This window comes from Streptomyces sp. NPDC002176, assembly GCF_044903645.1.
In the GTDB taxonomy this organism is placed as follows: domain Bacteria; phylum Actinomycetota; class Actinomycetes; order Streptomycetales; family Streptomycetaceae; genus Streptomyces.
On record NZ_JBJDQW010000004.1, the window covers coordinates 670,477 to 685,829 of the forward strand.

Sequence of the window (15,353 nt, forward strand, 5' to 3'; positions counted from 1 at the left end):
CCGGGTATCGCGTCCCCCAGCCGGAAAAGGGATGCGCCATGACGACCAACTCCAGCGAAGGGCAGGTCGGCTTCGCCGATCTCGACCTGGCCCCCGAGATCCAGCGGGCGCTGAGCGCGCTCGGCTACGAGGAGCCCACCCCGATCCAGCAGGAGGCCATCCCGCCCCTGCTGGAGGGCAACGACCTGCTGGGGCAGGCGGCCACGGGCACCGGCAAGACCGCCGCGTTCGCGCTGCCGGTGATCCAGCGCATCGCCCGCGACGGCAAGGGCAAGGGGCCCAGCGCCCTGGTGCTGGTGCCGACGCGTGAGCTGGCCATCCAGGTCTCGGAGGCCGTGCACCGCTACGGCACCGACCTCGGCGTACGTGTGCTGCCGGTCTACGGTGGGCAGCCCATCGGCCGCCAGCTGCGCGAACTGCAGCGCGGGGTGGACGTGGTGGTGGCGACGCCGGGCCGGGCCCTGGACCACATCGCGCGCGGCACGCTGCCCCTGGGCGGCCTGCGCACGGTCGTGCTGGACGAGGCCGACGAGATGCTGGACATGGGGTTCGCGGAGGACATCGACTCGATCCTGGAGAACGTGCCGGAGGAGCGGCAGACGGTGCTGTTCTCGGCGACGATGCCGTCGCGGATCGACTCCATGGCGCGCAAGCACCTCAGCGACCCGGTCCGGGTGCGGATCGAGCGGGAGGCCCCGGCGCCGGGTGAGGCGCCGCGCATCCGGGAGTCGGCGTACATCGTGGGGCGGGCGCAGAAGCCGGCCGCGCTGGGGCGGCTGCTGGACGTGGAGTCCCCGGAGGCGGCGATCGTGTTCTGCCGCACCCGTGACCAGGTCGACCAGCTCTCCGAGACCCTGAACGGCCGCGGCTACCGCGCCGAGGCGCTGCACGGCGGGCTGAGCCAGGAGCAGCGGGACCGGGTGATGGGCAGGCTGCGCGGCGGTACGGCGGATCTGCTGGTCGCCACCGATGTCGCGGCCCGCGGTATCGACGTCGAGCATCTGACGCATGTGATCAATTACGACGTGCCCTCGGCGCCGGAGTCGTACGTGCACCGGATCGGGCGGGTCGGGCGCGCGGGCCGTGAGGGGGTAGCGATCACGCTGGCGGAGCCCCGAGAGTCCCGGATGCTGAAGGCGATCGAGCGGGCGACCGGCCGGAAGGTCCCGTTGGAGAAGGTGCCGTCGGTGGCGGACCTGCGGGCCAGGCGGCTGGAGCTGACGCGGGCCGCGCTGCACGAGAGCCTGCTGGAGGACGAGGACCTGGAGCGGTTCCGGGTGGTGGTGGAGACCCTCGGGGACGAGTTCGACGTGATGGACGTGGCGCTGGCGGCGGTGAAGCTGGCCCATGAGTCGGGCGGCGCGGCGTTCGACGAGGAGGAGATCCCGGAGCTGGCGCCGAGGGACCGCGACCGGGATCGCGGCGACCGGGGCCGGGGCGACCGTGACCGGGGCCAGCGCGGGCGCCGTCCCCAGCGGACCTCGCCGGGGATGACCCGGCTGTTCGTCGGGGCCGGGCGCAGTTCGGGGGTGCGACCGCAGGATCTGGTCGGCGCCATCGCCGGGGAGACGCGGCTGAGCGGGCGGGACATCGGGGCGATCGAGATCGCGGACCGTTTCTCACTGGTGGAGGTGCCCGAGGAGGCGGCGGACGACGTGGTGAACGCGATGCGCGGCGCCAACGTCAAGGGGCGCCGGGCCCAGGTGCGCCGGGAGCGGGACCAGTCCCGCTGACGGGGAGGTACGGCCGCCGGGTCTCGGGTGCCGAAACTCCCTGGCCCGGTGGTCGGGCGCTCTGCTTGGCTCGGCCCATGAGCGATCCGCAGATCCGTCACGCCACCCCCGCCGACATCGCCACCGTGCTGGCGTTCTGGGGCGAGGCCGCCGAGGGCACGAGCATCAGCGACGACCACGCCGGGGTGGCCCGGCTGATCGAACGGGACCCGGAGGCCCTGCTCCTCGCGGAGCTGGACGGCGCCCTGGTGGGCACGGTCATCGCTGGATTCGACGGCTGGCGGTGCTCCGCCTACCGGCTCGCGGTGCACCCCGGCCACCGCCGCCGGGGCGTCTCCCGGGCACTGCTGGCGGCCGCCGAGGACCGGTTCGCCGCGCTCGGCGGGCGCCGGGTGGACGCGATGGTGCTGGTCCGCAACGAGACCGCGCATCATGCCTGGAGCGCGGCGGGGTATGGGCCGGAGGAGAAGTGGCGCCGCTGGGTCAAGCCGCTCTCCGGCTGAGGTCCGGCGAGGCCGCTTTGCCGATCCTTTACCATTGAGGCAGCATCTCGGCACTCGATGAAAGGTTGTGAGCGTCCACCCATGGGCGATCCTCCCAGTCCGCGCCACCGACATCGCGCGGTCCACCCCGTCCTGACCGATCCTGGGACGGAGGTGACCCGATGACCGAAGTGCTGCTCCTGCTGGTGGCGATCCTGCTGTCGCTCGCCTGCGGCGCCTTCGTGGCGGCCGAGTTCTCGCTGACCACCGTCGAGCGCGGCGAACTGGAGCGGGCCGCGGCGCGCGGCGAGCGCGGTGCCTCCGGCGCGCTGAAGGCCGTACGGAGCCTCACCTTCCAGCTCTCCGGCGCCCAGCTCGGCATCACCGTCACCAACCTGGTCGTCGGCATGCTCGCCGAGCCGTCGATCGCCGCGCTGCTCTCGGGGCCGTTCCGCGCCATGGGCCTGTCCGACACCGCGGCGAGCTCGGCCGCGCTGGTCCTGGGCACCGCGCTGTCGACGGTGTTCCTGATGGTGGTCGGCGAACTGGTGCCGAAGAACTGGGCGATCTCCTCGCCGCTGGCGGTGGCCAAGCGGGTGGGCAACCCGCAGCGCTGGTTCAGCCTGGCCTTCCGCCCCTTCATCACGCACCTCAACAACACCGCCAACCGCGTGGTGCGCCGCTTCGGCCTGGAGCCCGCCGAGGAGCTGGCGTCCGCGCGCGGCCCGCAGGAACTGGTGGCGCTCGCCCGGCACTCCGCGAAGGCGGGCGCGCTGGAGCCGGACACCGCCGAGCTGTTCGTACGCACGCTGAACCTCGCCGACCTGACGTCGGAGAACGTGATGACCCCGCGTGTCCAGGTCGTCGCCCTCGACACGCAGGCCACCTGCGAGGACGTGGCGAACGCGACGCGGGCGACCGGCCTGTCCCGTTTCCCGGTCTACCAGGGCAACCTGGACTCGGTCGTCGGCGTCGCCCACATCAAGGACGTCCTGGCGCTGCCCGCCGAGGACCGCCCCTTCCGCCCGGTCACCCAGATCATGCGCGAACCCCTGCTGGTCCCGGAGTCCCTGACCGTGGACCGGCTGCTGGACCGGCTGTCGGGCAAGCGCACCATGGCCGTCGTCATAGACGAGTACGGCGGCACGGCGGGCGTGGCGACGCTGGAGGACATCGTCGAGGAGGTCGTCGGCGAGGTCCGCGACGAGCACGACCCGCACGAGACCCCCGACCTGGCCCCCGCGGGCACCGACGACCGGGGCCGCGCCCTGTACTCGGCGGACGGCGCGGCCCGCACCGACCAGCTGGCACGGGTGGGCCTCAGGGTGCCCGAGGGCCCGTACGAGACGCTGGCCGGGCTGGTCGCCACCGAGCTGGGCCGCATTCCGCGGGTCGGGGACAGCGTGGAGACGGACGGCTGGCGGCTGGACGTGGTGGACGCCTCCGGGCACCGGGCCGCGCGGGTGCTGCTGCACGCGCCGGTGGCGGACCCGTCGCACCACAGGCATGCCGACGAGTCGACGGAGAGGGCGCGATGACCGCCGTACAGCTGCTGATCGGCCTGGCGACCCTCGTCGTCAACGCCTTCTTCGTGGGGGCCGAGTTCGCGCTGATCTCGGTGCGCCGCTCGCAGGTCGAGCCGCTGGCCCAGGAGGGCGACAAGCGGGCGCGGCGGGTGCTGTGGGGGTTGGAGCACGTGTCGGCGCTGCTGGCCGCCGCCCAGCTGGGCATCACGCTGTGCACGCTGGTGCTCGGTGTGGTCGCGGAGCCCGCCATCGCGCATCTGCTGGAGCCGGTGTTCCACGCGGCCGGGGTGCCCTCGGGCGCCGGGCACGTGGTGTCCTTCGTGATCGCGCTGACCCTGGCCACCTATCTGCACATGCTGCTGGGCGAGATGGTGCCGAAGAACATCGCGCTGGCCGAACCGGTGCGCAGCGCGCTGCTGCTCGGCCCGCCGCTGGTGGCGCTGGCCCGCGCCCTGCGTCCGGTGATCTTCACGATCAACGCCTTCGCCAACGGGCTGCTGAAGCTGCTGCGGGTGGAGGCCAAGGACGAGGTGTCGGCGACGTTCACCGACACCGAGCTGGCCGAGATCGTGAAGGACGCCACCGAGGCGGGGCTGATCGACGGCCGGGCGCAGGAGCGGCTGCACGACGCGCTGGAGCTGGGCAGCCGCCCGGTCCGGGACGTGGTGGTACCGCTGGAGCGGGTGGTCTACGCGGGCGTCGGTGTCACCCCGGAGGAGCTGGAGCGGCTGTCGGCCGAGTCGGGGTTCTCCCGGTTCCCGGTGGTCGACGTGGGGCGCCGGATCGTGGGCTATCTCCATGTGAAGGACGCGCTGGACGCCTCGCCGCGCGACGTGCCGTTCCGGCTGCGCGACATGCGGCCGATCGCGCGGGTGCGGGAGACCTCCCCGCTGGACGACGTGCTGACCGCGATGCGCGGCAGCCGTACGCATGTGGCGGCGGTGACCGGCGCGGACGGGAAGCTGGCCGGTCTGGTGACCATGGAGGACGTGCTGCGGGAGCTGTTCGGCCAGCCCGCCTGAGCGGTGCCGCGGGCGCGGGTGGGGGGACCGACCGGTGGGTATGGCGTCGCGGGTTACCATCTCTGTCGCCATGCAGACGAATCCCACACCTCCCGCGTACACCAGCCTCGTCGCCGTCGGCGACTCCTTCACCGAAGGCATGTCGGACCTGCTGCCCGACGGCTCCTACCGGGGCTGGGCGGACCTCCTCGCGGCCCGGATGGCCGCCCGGACCCCCGGCTTCCGGTACGCCAACCTGGCGGTGCGCGGCAAGCTGATCCAGCAGATCGTGGATGAGCAGGTCCCGCTCGCGGCCGCGATGCGCCCCGACGTGATCACGCTGGTCGGCGGCCTCAACGACACCCTGCGGCCCAAGTGCGACATGGTCCGGGTACGGGACCTGCTGACCGAGGCCGTGGAGACGCTGGCGCCGAACTGCGAGCGGCTGGTGCTGATGCGCAGCCCCGGCCGCCAGGGCCCGGTGCTGGACCGGTTCCGGCCGCGCATGGAGGAGCTGTTCGCCTGCGTCGACGAGCTGGCCGCCAAGCACGACGCGGTGGTGGTCGACCTGTACGGCGCGCCCTCGCTGGGCGACCCGCGCCTGTGGGACGTGGACCGGCTGCACCTGACCCACGAGGGACACCGCAGGGTGGCGGAGGCGGTCTGGCAGACCCTCGGCCACGACGCGGAGGACGCCGAGTGGCGCACCCCCATGGCGGCCACCCCGCCGCCCGGCTGGCGGGACCGCCGGGTCGCGGACGTCCGCTTCACCCGGCAGTACCTGCTGCCGTGGATAGCCCGCCGCCTCACCGGCCGCTCCTCCGGCGACGGACTCCCGGCCAAGCGCCCGGACCTGCTGCCGTACGAGCTGATCCAGGAGGACCGGGCGTAGCAACGCGGGCACAGGACCGTCCGCCGGGCCGGAAGGGCCGGACCGGACCGGCGGACGGTGATCAGGGGTTCAGCGCAGGGACCACACCTGGTTGGGCTGGGTGCCGCCCGCGAAGCAGTCCCAGATCTGGATGCGGGTGCGGTTGGCGGTTCCCTGGCCGACCGCGTCCAGGCACTTGCCCGAGTTGGGGTTGACGATCGTGCCGTTGGCGTTGGTGACCCACTGCTGGGCCGGGTTGTTCAGGCAGGTCCAGAGCTGGACCGGCGTGCCGTTGGCGGTGCGCTGACCGGAGACGTCGAGGCACTTGCCCGAGTTCGGGTTCACGAAGGTGTTCCCCACCCGGTTCCACTTCTGCGCGACCGAGCCGTTGCAGTCCCAGAGCTGGACGGTGGCGCCGTCGGCGGTGCCCGCGGCGTCGACATCGAGGCAGCGCCCGCTGCCCCGGCCGACGACCGTGCCGCCGCCTCCCCCGCCACTTCCGTCGGCGGTGAAGGAGAAGTTGTCCACACCGAGTCCGGTACCGCCGACCCACGGCTCGAAGCCGAACTGCACGCTGGTCATGTACCAGGCGGAACTCATGTAGCCGCGGGCGATGACGTCGCTGGTGAAGTCCTTGATGCGGACATCGAGGCTGTTGGTGCCCTGCTGCCGGACGTAGGAGACGACGTTCCAGGAGATTCCGCCGTTGGACAGGCGGCCCTCCCAGACGTCCCAGGTGGCGCCCGCGAGGTTCGCGGTGCCGACCTTGCTGCCGGCCGGCTGGGGCGGTCCGGCGTGGTTGCCCCAGATCATCAGCTCGGCGCCGTTGTTCTGTCCCGCCGGGTTGGGGCTGGTGTCGAACCAGACGTCGTACGCGGCGTCCCACGAGCCACCGGCGGTGTGGTAGGCGACGGTGGTCCGCGGGTTGCCGAAGTCGCTGACTCTCAGGGGCAGTCCGCTGCCGGAGGTGCAGTTGCCGTAGTGGCAGCCCGCGTAGATCGAGGGGTAGGCCGCGGGCGCGCCGTTGGTCGGGACGTTGTGGCTCGCGGTGGTGATGTCGAAGCCGGAGGCGGTGACGTCGAGACACTGCGGGGTGTCGTCACCCCACTCGTTGTTCTGCACGATGTAGCGGCCGCCGCCGATGGTCGCGCTGCCGAACTTGTCGCAGATCCGGGTGCCCGCATGGGCGGTTCCGGGATGTACCAGAGCCAGTGAGGCGCCCAGCAGCAGCACGGTCAGCACGCCGGTGAGGCGGCGGAGCAGGGGGGTTAAGGACAGGTTCATCGGGTCTCCTCGTGTCAGCCGGCGGAAAGCACTGCCCAGTCGAGTTCGGCGTAGCCGTCGGCCTTGGCCAGGCGGATGTGGTTGACGCCCTGGGTGAGGGTGACCTGCACCGAGGACTGCGCCTCCACCCGGTCCTGGGCGGCCGTGCCGAGCCACGCGCCGGTGGGCTGGTAGGTCATGGACTGCTGGTCGCGGCCGTTGACCGTCACCCGGTGGGTGGCCGGTGCCGTGGTGCCGTCGGCGTAGCCGACGGTGAAGCGGTAGGTGCCGGCCGCCGGGGCCTGGACGGCGAAGTCGACCGCGCTGTCGCTCTGGTCGAGGCCGCCGACGTAGTCGGGGAACGCGTTGTAGGCGAAGGGACGGATGCGCGCCGCGGTGACGGCGGCGAGTTCGGCTTCGTACCGGTGGGTGTCGGGGCGGACGTCGATGTAGTCCAGCTCCGCGTAGCCGGTGCCCTTGGCCAGGGTGACGGTGTTCTGGCCCGCGTCGAGCCGCACGCGCGTATGGACGAGATGCGGTTCGGTGTCGAGCCAGCCTCCCGTCGGCGGGTAGGTGACGGGCTGCTGGTAGCGGCCGTTGACCGTCACCCGGTGGGTGGCGTCCGTCGTGGTGCCGTTGGCGTAGCGCACGGCCATCGTGTAGATGCCCGCGGCCGGGGCGTCGACGGTGAAGGCGGCCGAGGACGCGGACGTGTCCAGGCCGCCGACGTACGCGCCGCCGGAGGCCCACGCGGTGTCGGAGCCGGTGTGGAGCACGGCGCCGGTCAGGCGGGCCTTCTCGGCCTCGTACTTGGTGGGGTAGGAGGCGGGCGCCGCGGTGGGGGTGACGGTGACGCGGTAGCCGTCGTACTGCCGCATGCCCTGGATCGGCACGGTCAGGTTGCCGGAACCGTCCAGGGTCATGGTCTTGTCGAGGATGTTGTAGCCGCCGCTCTGCGGGTCCCCGGCGCGTTCGACGGTGCGGTCGGTGGCGTTCGGGTCGTCCGTCCAGTGCGCGTGGTCCAGCCGCACCCGGACCTGGGGGCCGAGACCGCGGGCGGCGAGGCCCAGCAGCCGTACCTGCTGGTCGCCCGTCTCGCCCCCGGCCAGCAGGGTCACGGCGCGGCTGGCGGAGTCCCAGGAGGCCACTCCGTCGGCGGCCTGGTAGTGCCGGGTGTCCCAGCGGCTGACCGCCAGTTGGGTGCCCCGCAGCTGCTGGTACCAGTTCTCGAAGTACCACCCGGCGTTCGGTGCGAGCCGCCCCGCCGCCGTGCGCCTGAGCGTGTTGCCCAGCAGCCCGACGTTCGTGTACGTGCCCATCGACGCGGCGTCGACGCCGTAACGGGCGAACTCCGCCCAGTGCTTGACCATCGTTCCGGGCACGCCCTCGAAGTCGCCGCTGCCCGGGCCGTACTCCTCGATCACCACGGGTTTCGGCGCGCCCGGCAGGCCGAGTTCACGCTCGAGCGGCCGGTAGTAGCGGGTCAGGTTCTCGGGTACGTCACCGGGGCTCGGGCCCAGGCTGTGCCAGCCGATGATGTCCGGGACGGTTCCGTCCCGCATGGCGTTGACCAGGAACGCGCGCATCCTCGGCTGCCGGTCGGCGGACTCCCACGGGTTGTAGTGCTCGTAGCCGGGTCCCGTGATCGGGACCGTGGCGTCGATGGCCCGGATGCGGCGCACGGTCTGCGTCCACAGCCAGTTCACCTTGGCGTCGTAGGTGCCGCCCTGGACCTGCGGGTCGGTCATGAACGGGCTGTCGGGCGAGGTGCCGAGCTTGTTGTCCGGCTCGTTGAAGGGGGCGACCGCGTAGACCTGGGAGCGGTACTTCTGTATCGACCTCGTCGCGCTGTCCACCTTGGACAGCCAGTCGTTCATGCCCTTCCAGACGTACGGCCAGCCGCCCATCAGGTCGTTGTAGCGGACGATCATCCGCACTCCGGTACCGGACAGCTTCCCCGCCACGGTCTCCGTGGAGGTCGGATAGGTGGTGTCGCCGTCCGCGCTCGCGTGCTGAGCGAGGAGGTTCTGCGTCTGCCCGGCGAGGGTGGCGGGGGTGTCGGGCTGTGAGGCGACCCCTAACAGCGAACCGAGCCCGGGCTTCTTCATCGGCCCGCTCTGCGCTCCGGTGTCCACCGTGATCACCTGGGGCGCCGCGGCCGCCGCTGTCGCCGGAGTCGTCGGGGCCGCCGGGGCCGCGGTGGGCAGCAGCACGCCCAGGACCGAGCCCGCCGTCACCGCCGCCTTCCACGTTGCCTTCCACGTCGCGTGTCTCATGAGTCCTCCTCGGTCATCGGCAGGTGGTGGCGAAGCCGTCGCCGCTCAGCATGCGGCAGAAGGCGGCGCGGCCCTGGGGGTAGCGGCTGATCAGGGAGTTGACGTGCCAGCCGCTGGAGGGAGGTACGGACATGGGGGCGCCGGGCGAGGTCTGGCCGTCGAAGCCGTAGCGCCAGTCGATGTTGATGTAGGTGACGGCGCGCACCACGTCGGAGAGGTCGTAGCCGGTGCCGATGAAGCGGGTCTGGGCGCCGTCGACGACGCCGTTGGGCAGCGGGCCCCGGTAGGTGACCAGGGTGTGCAGCCGCTGCATGAACGCGGTGTGGTCGGCGTCCGGCTGGGTGCCGTCGGAGGCCAGCCGGTCGGACATCCGCTGGACGCCGGACTCCGCGACGAGCATCGGCTTGCGGTGCTGCTTCGCCCACCACATCATCCGGAGGATGTTGAGGTCGACCGGGTAGCCGTGCGGGATGGCGTTGACGTTGCCGTTGACGTAGTCGTCGTAGTAGCCGGAGCAGGTGCGGGCGGCGGTGTCCTGGGTGCCGTTCCAGTAGGTGGTGCCGTTCTCCCGGTAGGGCTGGCACAGGTCCTGGTTGAAGACGCTGACGCCGACCCAGTCCACGGTGTCGTCGCCGGGATAGAGCTTGTCGAACTCCCCGCGCACCGGGTGGTAGACGAACTGCACCCGGCTCCCGGCCCCGCTGCGCGCCCGAACGGTCTGGGCGACATGGCGGAAGGCGTTCCGGTACGGGGCGCAGTCGGTGCCGTTGGTGCAGAAGAAGGCCGAGCTGACCTCGTAGTCGACGCGGACGAGGAAGGTGGCCGAGGGGTGGGCGGCGATGAAGGAGGAAAGGGCCGCGAACTGGCCGTCGTACCGGCCCGCGGCGATGTCGGCGGTCGCCCGCTGGACTGCGGTCTGCTTGGTGGCGTTGTCACCGTTCCAGCCGGGCGGGTCGTCCTTCCAGCTCACGCCGACCTCGATCTGCTTGCCCCGGTCGGCGAGGAACGAGGCGTAGTCGCTCTGGCAGCCGCTGCCGCAGGCGCCGGAGAAGCGGCCGTCGCGGACGCCGTAGTAGACCGAACCGCCCTGGGGGTTCGCCCCGGTGGCGGAGGTCAGGTCGTTCCAGGCTCCGGTGTTGCCCTGGCCGACGAGCAGGGCGCGCGGGGCTGGGGCCGCCGCGCGGGTGGCCGGGGCGGCGGCGGTGAGGGCGGCGACGACGCAGAGGAGGGCCGCGAGCAGGGCGGTGGGGCGGCGTTTCGACAGGGGCACGATGGAACTCCTTGCGCGGTGGGGGGAGTCAGTGCTCGTGGTAGGTCGCGTGGTCGAAGTCGGCGTACCCGCCGTCGGCGCCGATGTCCTGGACCCACAGGCCGAGGAAGGCGCCGGTGAAGGCGGGGCTGGCGGCCCGGCCGTCGGGGGCCTGCTTCTCGCCCGCGTACTCGTCGGACAGGATCGTCGCGTCCAGCGGACCGCCGAGGGCCGTCCAACTCCCTTCCGGCAGGCGGTACTCGAACCGGACGCGGGGCAGGTCCAGCGTCACCCGCAGGCCGACGGGCCCGCTGTCGGGCAGCTCCAGCGTGGGGCCCTCCAGCCGCTCACCGTCGTCGCAGGTGAGCAGCGCCAGCACCCGGCGGCCCTGGTCGTCGCGGGTGAGGTAGGCGTAGTGCCAGTCGCGGCTGTCGTAGTACGCGGTGACACCGGCGAGTTGGCGGGTGGTGGCGGGGGCGAACTCGACCGAGGTCTCCAGGGAGCAGTGCGGGGCGGTGGCGCGCCGGGCGACCAGGCTGGGGGTGCGGAGGCCGCGCGGTGACTGGCCGCCGTGCAGGCGGAGGTGGGAGGGGCGGGCGGCCAGGTCGGCCCAGTCGGGGGTGGCGGGGCGGCGCAGGGTGGCCCAGTAGGGGCCGAGCCGGGCGGTGTCGAAGTCGTCGCGGGCGGGCGGGGCCGGGAAGGGGTGGGCGGGGAGCCGGGGTGCGGGAACGTGCTCGGCGGGGATGCCGCCGGGGACGCGCGGCCAGCCGTCGGGCGACCACTCCACCCGCTGGAGGGCGGTCTCGCGGCCGAGGACGCACCGGCCGAGCGGGGTGCCGGGGCGGCCGGTGAGGTGGGCGAGGTACCACTCGCCGGTCTGCGTCTCGACCAGGCTGCCGTGACCGGCCTTCTGCAGCGGGAGGTGGGGGCGGCCCCGCGAGGTGAGGGTGGGTCCGGCCGGGTCGGGTTCGTACGGGCCGAGCAGGGTGCGGGAGCGGGCGACGGTGACCTGGTGGTCGTAGGACGTGCCGCCCTCGGCGGTCATCAGGTAGTAGAAGCCGTCGCGCCGGTACAGGTGGGGGCCCTCGGTGACGCCCGCCCCGGTGCCGTGGAAGATGGTGCGGACCTCGCCGGTGAGGCGGCCGGTGGCGCAGTCCCAGCGCTGGGCCTGGATACCGGCGAACGGGTCGCGGCGCGGGCGCCAGTCGCCGGTCAGCGACAGCATCCAGCAGCGGCCGTCCTCGTCGTGGAACAGCGACGGGTCGAAGCCGCGGGCGTGCACCGGCACCGGGTCGGACCAGGGCCCCTCGGCGGTGGGTGCGGTGGTGACGAGGTTCTGCGCGTCCCACCAGCCGCCGTGGTGGTTGTCCACGCGGGTGAAGACCAGGTGGAACAGCCCGTGCGCGTACGACAGGCAGGGCGCCCACACCCCGCCGGAGTCCGGGACCCCGGCGAGGTCCAGCAGTCGGCGCTCCCCCAGCGCGCCGGGCAGCGGGCGCCAGTGGACGAGGTCGCGGGAGTGGTGGATACGGACGCCGGGGCACCATTCGAAGGTCGAGGTGGCCAGGTAGTAGTCGTCGCCGACGCGCAGGAGGGAGGGGTCGGGGTGGAAGCCGGGCAGCACCGGGTTGGTGATGGTGGCGGGCTGTCCGGCGCGGGACGCGGACGGGGTGGCGGAGGTGGTGGCTCCGGTGGTCATGGATGCCTTTCCGGGCGGGCTGCGGGAGTCACTTGCCGAAACCGGCGGTCAGGCCGCCGAGCAGCTGGCGGCGGCCGAAGAGGTAGGCGACGAGCAGCGGCAGCAGGGACAGGACGACGGCGGCCATGGTCGCGGGGACGTCGACGCCGCCCTGCTGGCCCTGGTAGTTCCACAGGCCGAGCGTCGCGGTGCGGCGGGCGTCGCTCTGGGTGAGGACCAGCGGGAAGATGAAGCCGTTCCAGGCGCCGAGCGAGGTGTAGATACCGATGGTGACCAGGCCGGGCCGGGTCAGGGGCAGCACCAGGGCGCGGAAGGTGTGGGTGGCGTTCGCGCCGTCCACGGTCATCGCCTCGTACAGCTCGCCGGGGATGTCCCGCAGGGTCGAGGTGAGGACCAGGACCGCCATCGGCAGGGAGAAGGCGGCGGTGGGCAGGACGATCGCGGTGAGGGTGTCGTAGGTGTGCAGCCGGGTGATCAGCAGGTAGACGGGCACGATGGTGGCCTGCGCCGGGATGGCCAGGCCCATCAGCAGCGCCGAGAAGCCGAGCCCTACGAACCGGCTGCGGCCGCGGACGATCGCGTAGGCGGCGGGCAGCGCCAGGGCGAGGACCAGGGCGACCGTGCAGACGGTGACCAGGAGGCTGTTCCACAGGTAGGTGGCGAAACCGGAGTCCAGCACGGTGCGGTAGTTGGACAGCACGGGGTGGTGCGGCGGGGACAGGGGGCCGGAGTCCAGGTAGTCGCTCTTCTCGCGGAGGCTGGAGGCCACCACGTAGTAGAGCGGCACGGCCACGATCACCAGCCAGATCCCGGCTCCCAGGCCGCCGAGCCGGTCGGGGGTCCGGGCGGCCATCACAGTCCTTCCCGGCGGCTGGTCATGCGCCCGAAGCCGGTGACGCGGACGACCACCAGGGACAGCGTGGTGCCGGTGACCAGCAGCAGCACGGCGAGGACGCTCGCGTAGCCCATGTCGAAGCTGCTGAACCCGGTCAGGTACATGTGCAGCGGCAGGATGCGGGTGGCGGTGCCGGGGCCGCCGTTGGTGAGGATGAGCACGATGTCGAAGTACGTCAGCGAGCCGACCAGGATGAGCACCGACGAGGTGACGACGGTGTCCCTCAGCTGGGGCAGGGTGACGGAGAAGAACTGCCGCCAGCGCCCGGCGCCGTCGATGGTGGCCGCCTCGTAGAGCTGGGCGGGCACCTGGCGGGCGGCGGCCTGGTAGAGCAGGGTGTGGAACGGTACGAACTGCCAGGTGATGACGGCCATGATCGTCCACAGCGCCAGGCGGGGGCTGCCGATGAAGTTGCCGTCGCCGACCCCCAGCCAGGGGCCGACGGTGTGCGCCAGACCGAAGTTGGGGTCCAGCAGGGCGGCGAAGAGCAGGGCGACCGCGGCGGTGGACATCAGCAGCGGGAGGAAGAAGAGCGTGCTCAGTACGGCCCGGCCGCGCTGGTGACCGGCGCACCAGACGCCGAGCGGCAGGCAGATCAGGGTCTGCGCGGCCCAGGTGACCGCGGTCAGCAGCAGGGTGAGGCGCAGCGACTGGCCGAGCTGCGGATCGTGCGTCAGGCGGGCCCAGTTGGCCGTCCCGGCCCAGGACGGGCTGCCGAGGCCGCTCCACGAGCAGAAGCTCAGGACCACGACCAGGGCCATGGGCACGACGGCGAACAGGGCGAAGTAGAGGAGGGCGGGGACGGCCCAGAGCGCGCCGGGCCGTCCGGAGGCGGGGGTTCTCATCCGGCTTCCATGGCTGAGACGAACTGGCGGGGCGTGGATTGCTTGTTGAACACCCGCTGGAGGTTGGTCAGCAGCTTCTGGGCGGTGGCCGGGTCCAGTGCCTGGTCCCAGGACTGGGTGAAGGACGTTGCCTGCTTGACCAGTTGGTAGACGAAGGTGGTGTAGTCGGCGTTCGGGCCGGACTCCAGCTCGTCCTCGATGCCGACGATGGCCGGGACCTGGCCGATGGCGATGAGGTCCTTGACGTAGGCGGGCCGGGTGACGGTGTCGGTGATGAAGCCGACGGCCGCGTCCCGGTCACGGGACTTGGCGGTGACGGAGAAGAAGTTGGAGGGGTTGCCGACGACATTGCGCGGGTCGCCCTTGCCGTCGGGGACGGTCGGGAACGTCGTCCAGCCGAGCTTGCCCTGCTGCACGAAGTCCGGGGCGGTGGCGAGCTGGCCCGCGTACTCCCACGAGCCCATCAGCTCCATCCCGGCGCGCCCCTTGGCGAGCAGGGCGTCGGCGCCACCCGAATCCTGGCCCACCGAACCGTAGTTGGTGCCGAAGGCGCCCCGGTCGACCAGCTGGCGGATCATGGTGAGCGCGGTGCGTACCGCGGGGTCCTTCCAGGCGCCGGGGCTGCCGTCCTGGATGCGGGCGAAGACCTGGGGGCCGCCGACGCGGTCCAACAGGTACTCCAGCCACATCAGTTCGGTCCAGGGCTGGGAGCCGGCCAGCGCGATCGGGGTGACGCCCTTGGCCTTCATCCGGTCGACGGCGTCCAGCAACTCCGTCCAGGACTTGGGCGGGTGGGCGACACCGGCCGCGGCGAGGACGTCCTTGTTGGTGAACAGGGCGACCGGCTGCATGCCCTCCATCGGTACGCCGTAGCTCTTGCCGTCGATCGTTCCGGCGGCCAGCACGCTCGGCAGGAACTTCGCCTTGAAGGACGGGGAGAGGCCGCTGCCGAGATCGGCGGCGTCGCCGGACTTCACATAGGTGGAGAGGTTGCCGCCGCCCCAGTTGAGGAAGACGTCCGGCGCGGCGGGTGAGCCCAGCGCGGTCTGGAGCTTCTGCTTGTAGGGGTCGTTGACGAAGAACTGGATCGACGCCTCGGTGCCCTCGGCGGAGGCGTTGAAGGCGCTGACCGATCTCTTCTGCACCGGGTTCAGCGCCGTGTCCTGGAGGGACCAGACGGTGACCTTGCCGGGCCCCGCTCCCCCGCCGCCCGGACCGCCGCTGCCGCACGCGGTCGCCGTGAGAGCGAGGACGATGGCCGTCACCAGGGGGGCCGTTCTGAGGATCAGTGCGCGCTTCATCGTGACGAGCTCCTCCGAGGAGCCGTGCGACCACGGCCCCACTCGAACGAAACTAACGATAGTTTCCGCGACAGGGAACGTAGGATTTCGAACGGTCGGCGTCAACGCTTCGGTAAGTAACAGTGGCATCACGGGTGAAGGCGGGGCGTCAGGGCTCCGGGCCACGGAAACTTTCCACGGCGTCCTCTACGCTGGCCGCGACCGTCGACAGC

General features: G+C 72.1%; 12 protein-coding genes. 5 read left to right on the forward strand and 7 right to left on the reverse strand.

From position 1 onward, the window contains the following. The first annotated feature begins 38 nt into the window (after window positions 1-38). The 5 genes from ACI2LY_RS22235 (at window position 39) to ACI2LY_RS22255 (ending at window position 5,634) form a co-directional block, all read left to right on the forward strand. Window positions 39-1,733 (forward strand): DEAD/DEAH box helicase, encoded by a 1,695-nt coding sequence (locus ACI2LY_RS22235; protein WP_404708667.1) that lies wholly within the window; start codon window positions 39-41, stop codon window positions 1,731-1,733. Between the two features lie 77 nt (window positions 1,734-1,810). Further along, window positions 1,811-2,236 carry a GNAT family N-acetyltransferase gene (locus ACI2LY_RS22240; RefSeq protein ID WP_404708668.1) on the forward strand — a complete coding sequence of 142 codons (426 nt, stop codon included), beginning with the start codon at window positions 1,811-1,813 and terminating at the stop codon, window positions 2,234-2,236. A gap of 161 nt (window positions 2,237-2,397) precedes the next feature. Beyond that, window positions 2,398-3,753 carry a hemolysin family protein gene (locus ACI2LY_RS22245; RefSeq protein ID WP_404708669.1) on the forward strand — a complete coding sequence of 452 codons (1,356 nt, stop codon included), beginning with the start codon at window positions 2,398-2,400 and terminating at the stop codon, window positions 3,751-3,753. Then, window positions 3,750-4,763, forward strand: coding sequence for a hemolysin family protein (locus ACI2LY_RS22250; RefSeq protein WP_404708670.1), 1,014 nt, complete (start codon window positions 3,750-3,752; stop codon window positions 4,761-4,763). The genes ACI2LY_RS22245 and ACI2LY_RS22250 overlap by 4 nt, the downstream gene beginning before the upstream one ends. Before the next feature lie 70 nt (window positions 4,764-4,833). Next, window positions 4,834-5,634, forward strand: a complete 801-nt coding sequence (locus ACI2LY_RS22255; RefSeq protein ID WP_404708671.1) for an SGNH/GDSL hydrolase family protein — start codon at window positions 4,834-4,836, stop codon at window positions 5,632-5,634. A 69-nt stretch (window positions 5,635-5,703) separates the two neighbouring features. On the opposite strand, the gene ACI2LY_RS22260 is transcribed toward ACI2LY_RS22255, so the two are convergent. From ACI2LY_RS22260 to ACI2LY_RS22290, 7 genes are read right to left on the reverse strand one after another with little or no spacing between them, the layout of a single operon-like run. Further along, window positions 5,704-6,897, reverse strand: coding sequence for an RICIN domain-containing protein (locus tag ACI2LY_RS22260; protein WP_404708672.1), 1,194 nt, complete (start codon window positions 6,895-6,897; stop codon window positions 5,704-5,706). 14 nt (window positions 6,898-6,911) lie between these two features. Continuing rightward, entirely contained in the window at window positions 6,912-9,152 is a 2,241-nt protein-coding gene (locus tag ACI2LY_RS22265) for a CBM35 domain-containing protein (protein ID WP_404708673.1), read from the reverse strand. 13 nt (window positions 9,153-9,165) lie between these two features. Next, the gene (locus ACI2LY_RS22270) at window positions 9,166-10,422 is read right to left on the reverse strand and encodes a hypothetical protein (RefSeq protein ID WP_404708674.1); all 1,257 of its coding nucleotides are present in this window, start codon (window positions 10,420-10,422) and stop codon (window positions 9,166-9,168) included. 28 nt (window positions 10,423-10,450) lie between these two features. Then, window positions 10,451-12,100, reverse strand: a complete 1,650-nt coding sequence (locus ACI2LY_RS22275; protein ID WP_404708675.1) for a glycoside hydrolase family 43 protein — start codon at window positions 12,098-12,100, stop codon at window positions 10,451-10,453. Window positions 12,101-12,128: 28 nt separating this feature from the next. Continuing rightward, complete coding sequence (locus ACI2LY_RS22280; protein ID WP_404708676.1) at window positions 12,129-12,953, reverse strand: carbohydrate ABC transporter permease; 825 nt, start codon at window positions 12,951-12,953, stop codon at window positions 12,129-12,131. Further along, window positions 12,953-13,840 carry a carbohydrate ABC transporter permease gene (locus ACI2LY_RS22285; protein WP_393915614.1) on the reverse strand — a complete coding sequence of 296 codons (888 nt, stop codon included), beginning with the start codon at window positions 13,838-13,840 and terminating at the stop codon, window positions 12,953-12,955. The genes ACI2LY_RS22280 and ACI2LY_RS22285 overlap by 1 nt, the downstream gene beginning before the upstream one ends. Beyond that, window positions 13,837-15,141 carry an extracellular solute-binding protein gene (locus ACI2LY_RS22290; RefSeq protein ID WP_404708677.1) on the reverse strand — a complete coding sequence of 435 codons (1,305 nt, stop codon included), beginning with the start codon at window positions 15,139-15,141 and terminating at the stop codon, window positions 13,837-13,839. Before ACI2LY_RS22290 ends, ACI2LY_RS22285 begins: the two co-directional genes overlap by 4 nt. Window positions 15,142-15,353 lie beyond the last annotated feature (212 nt).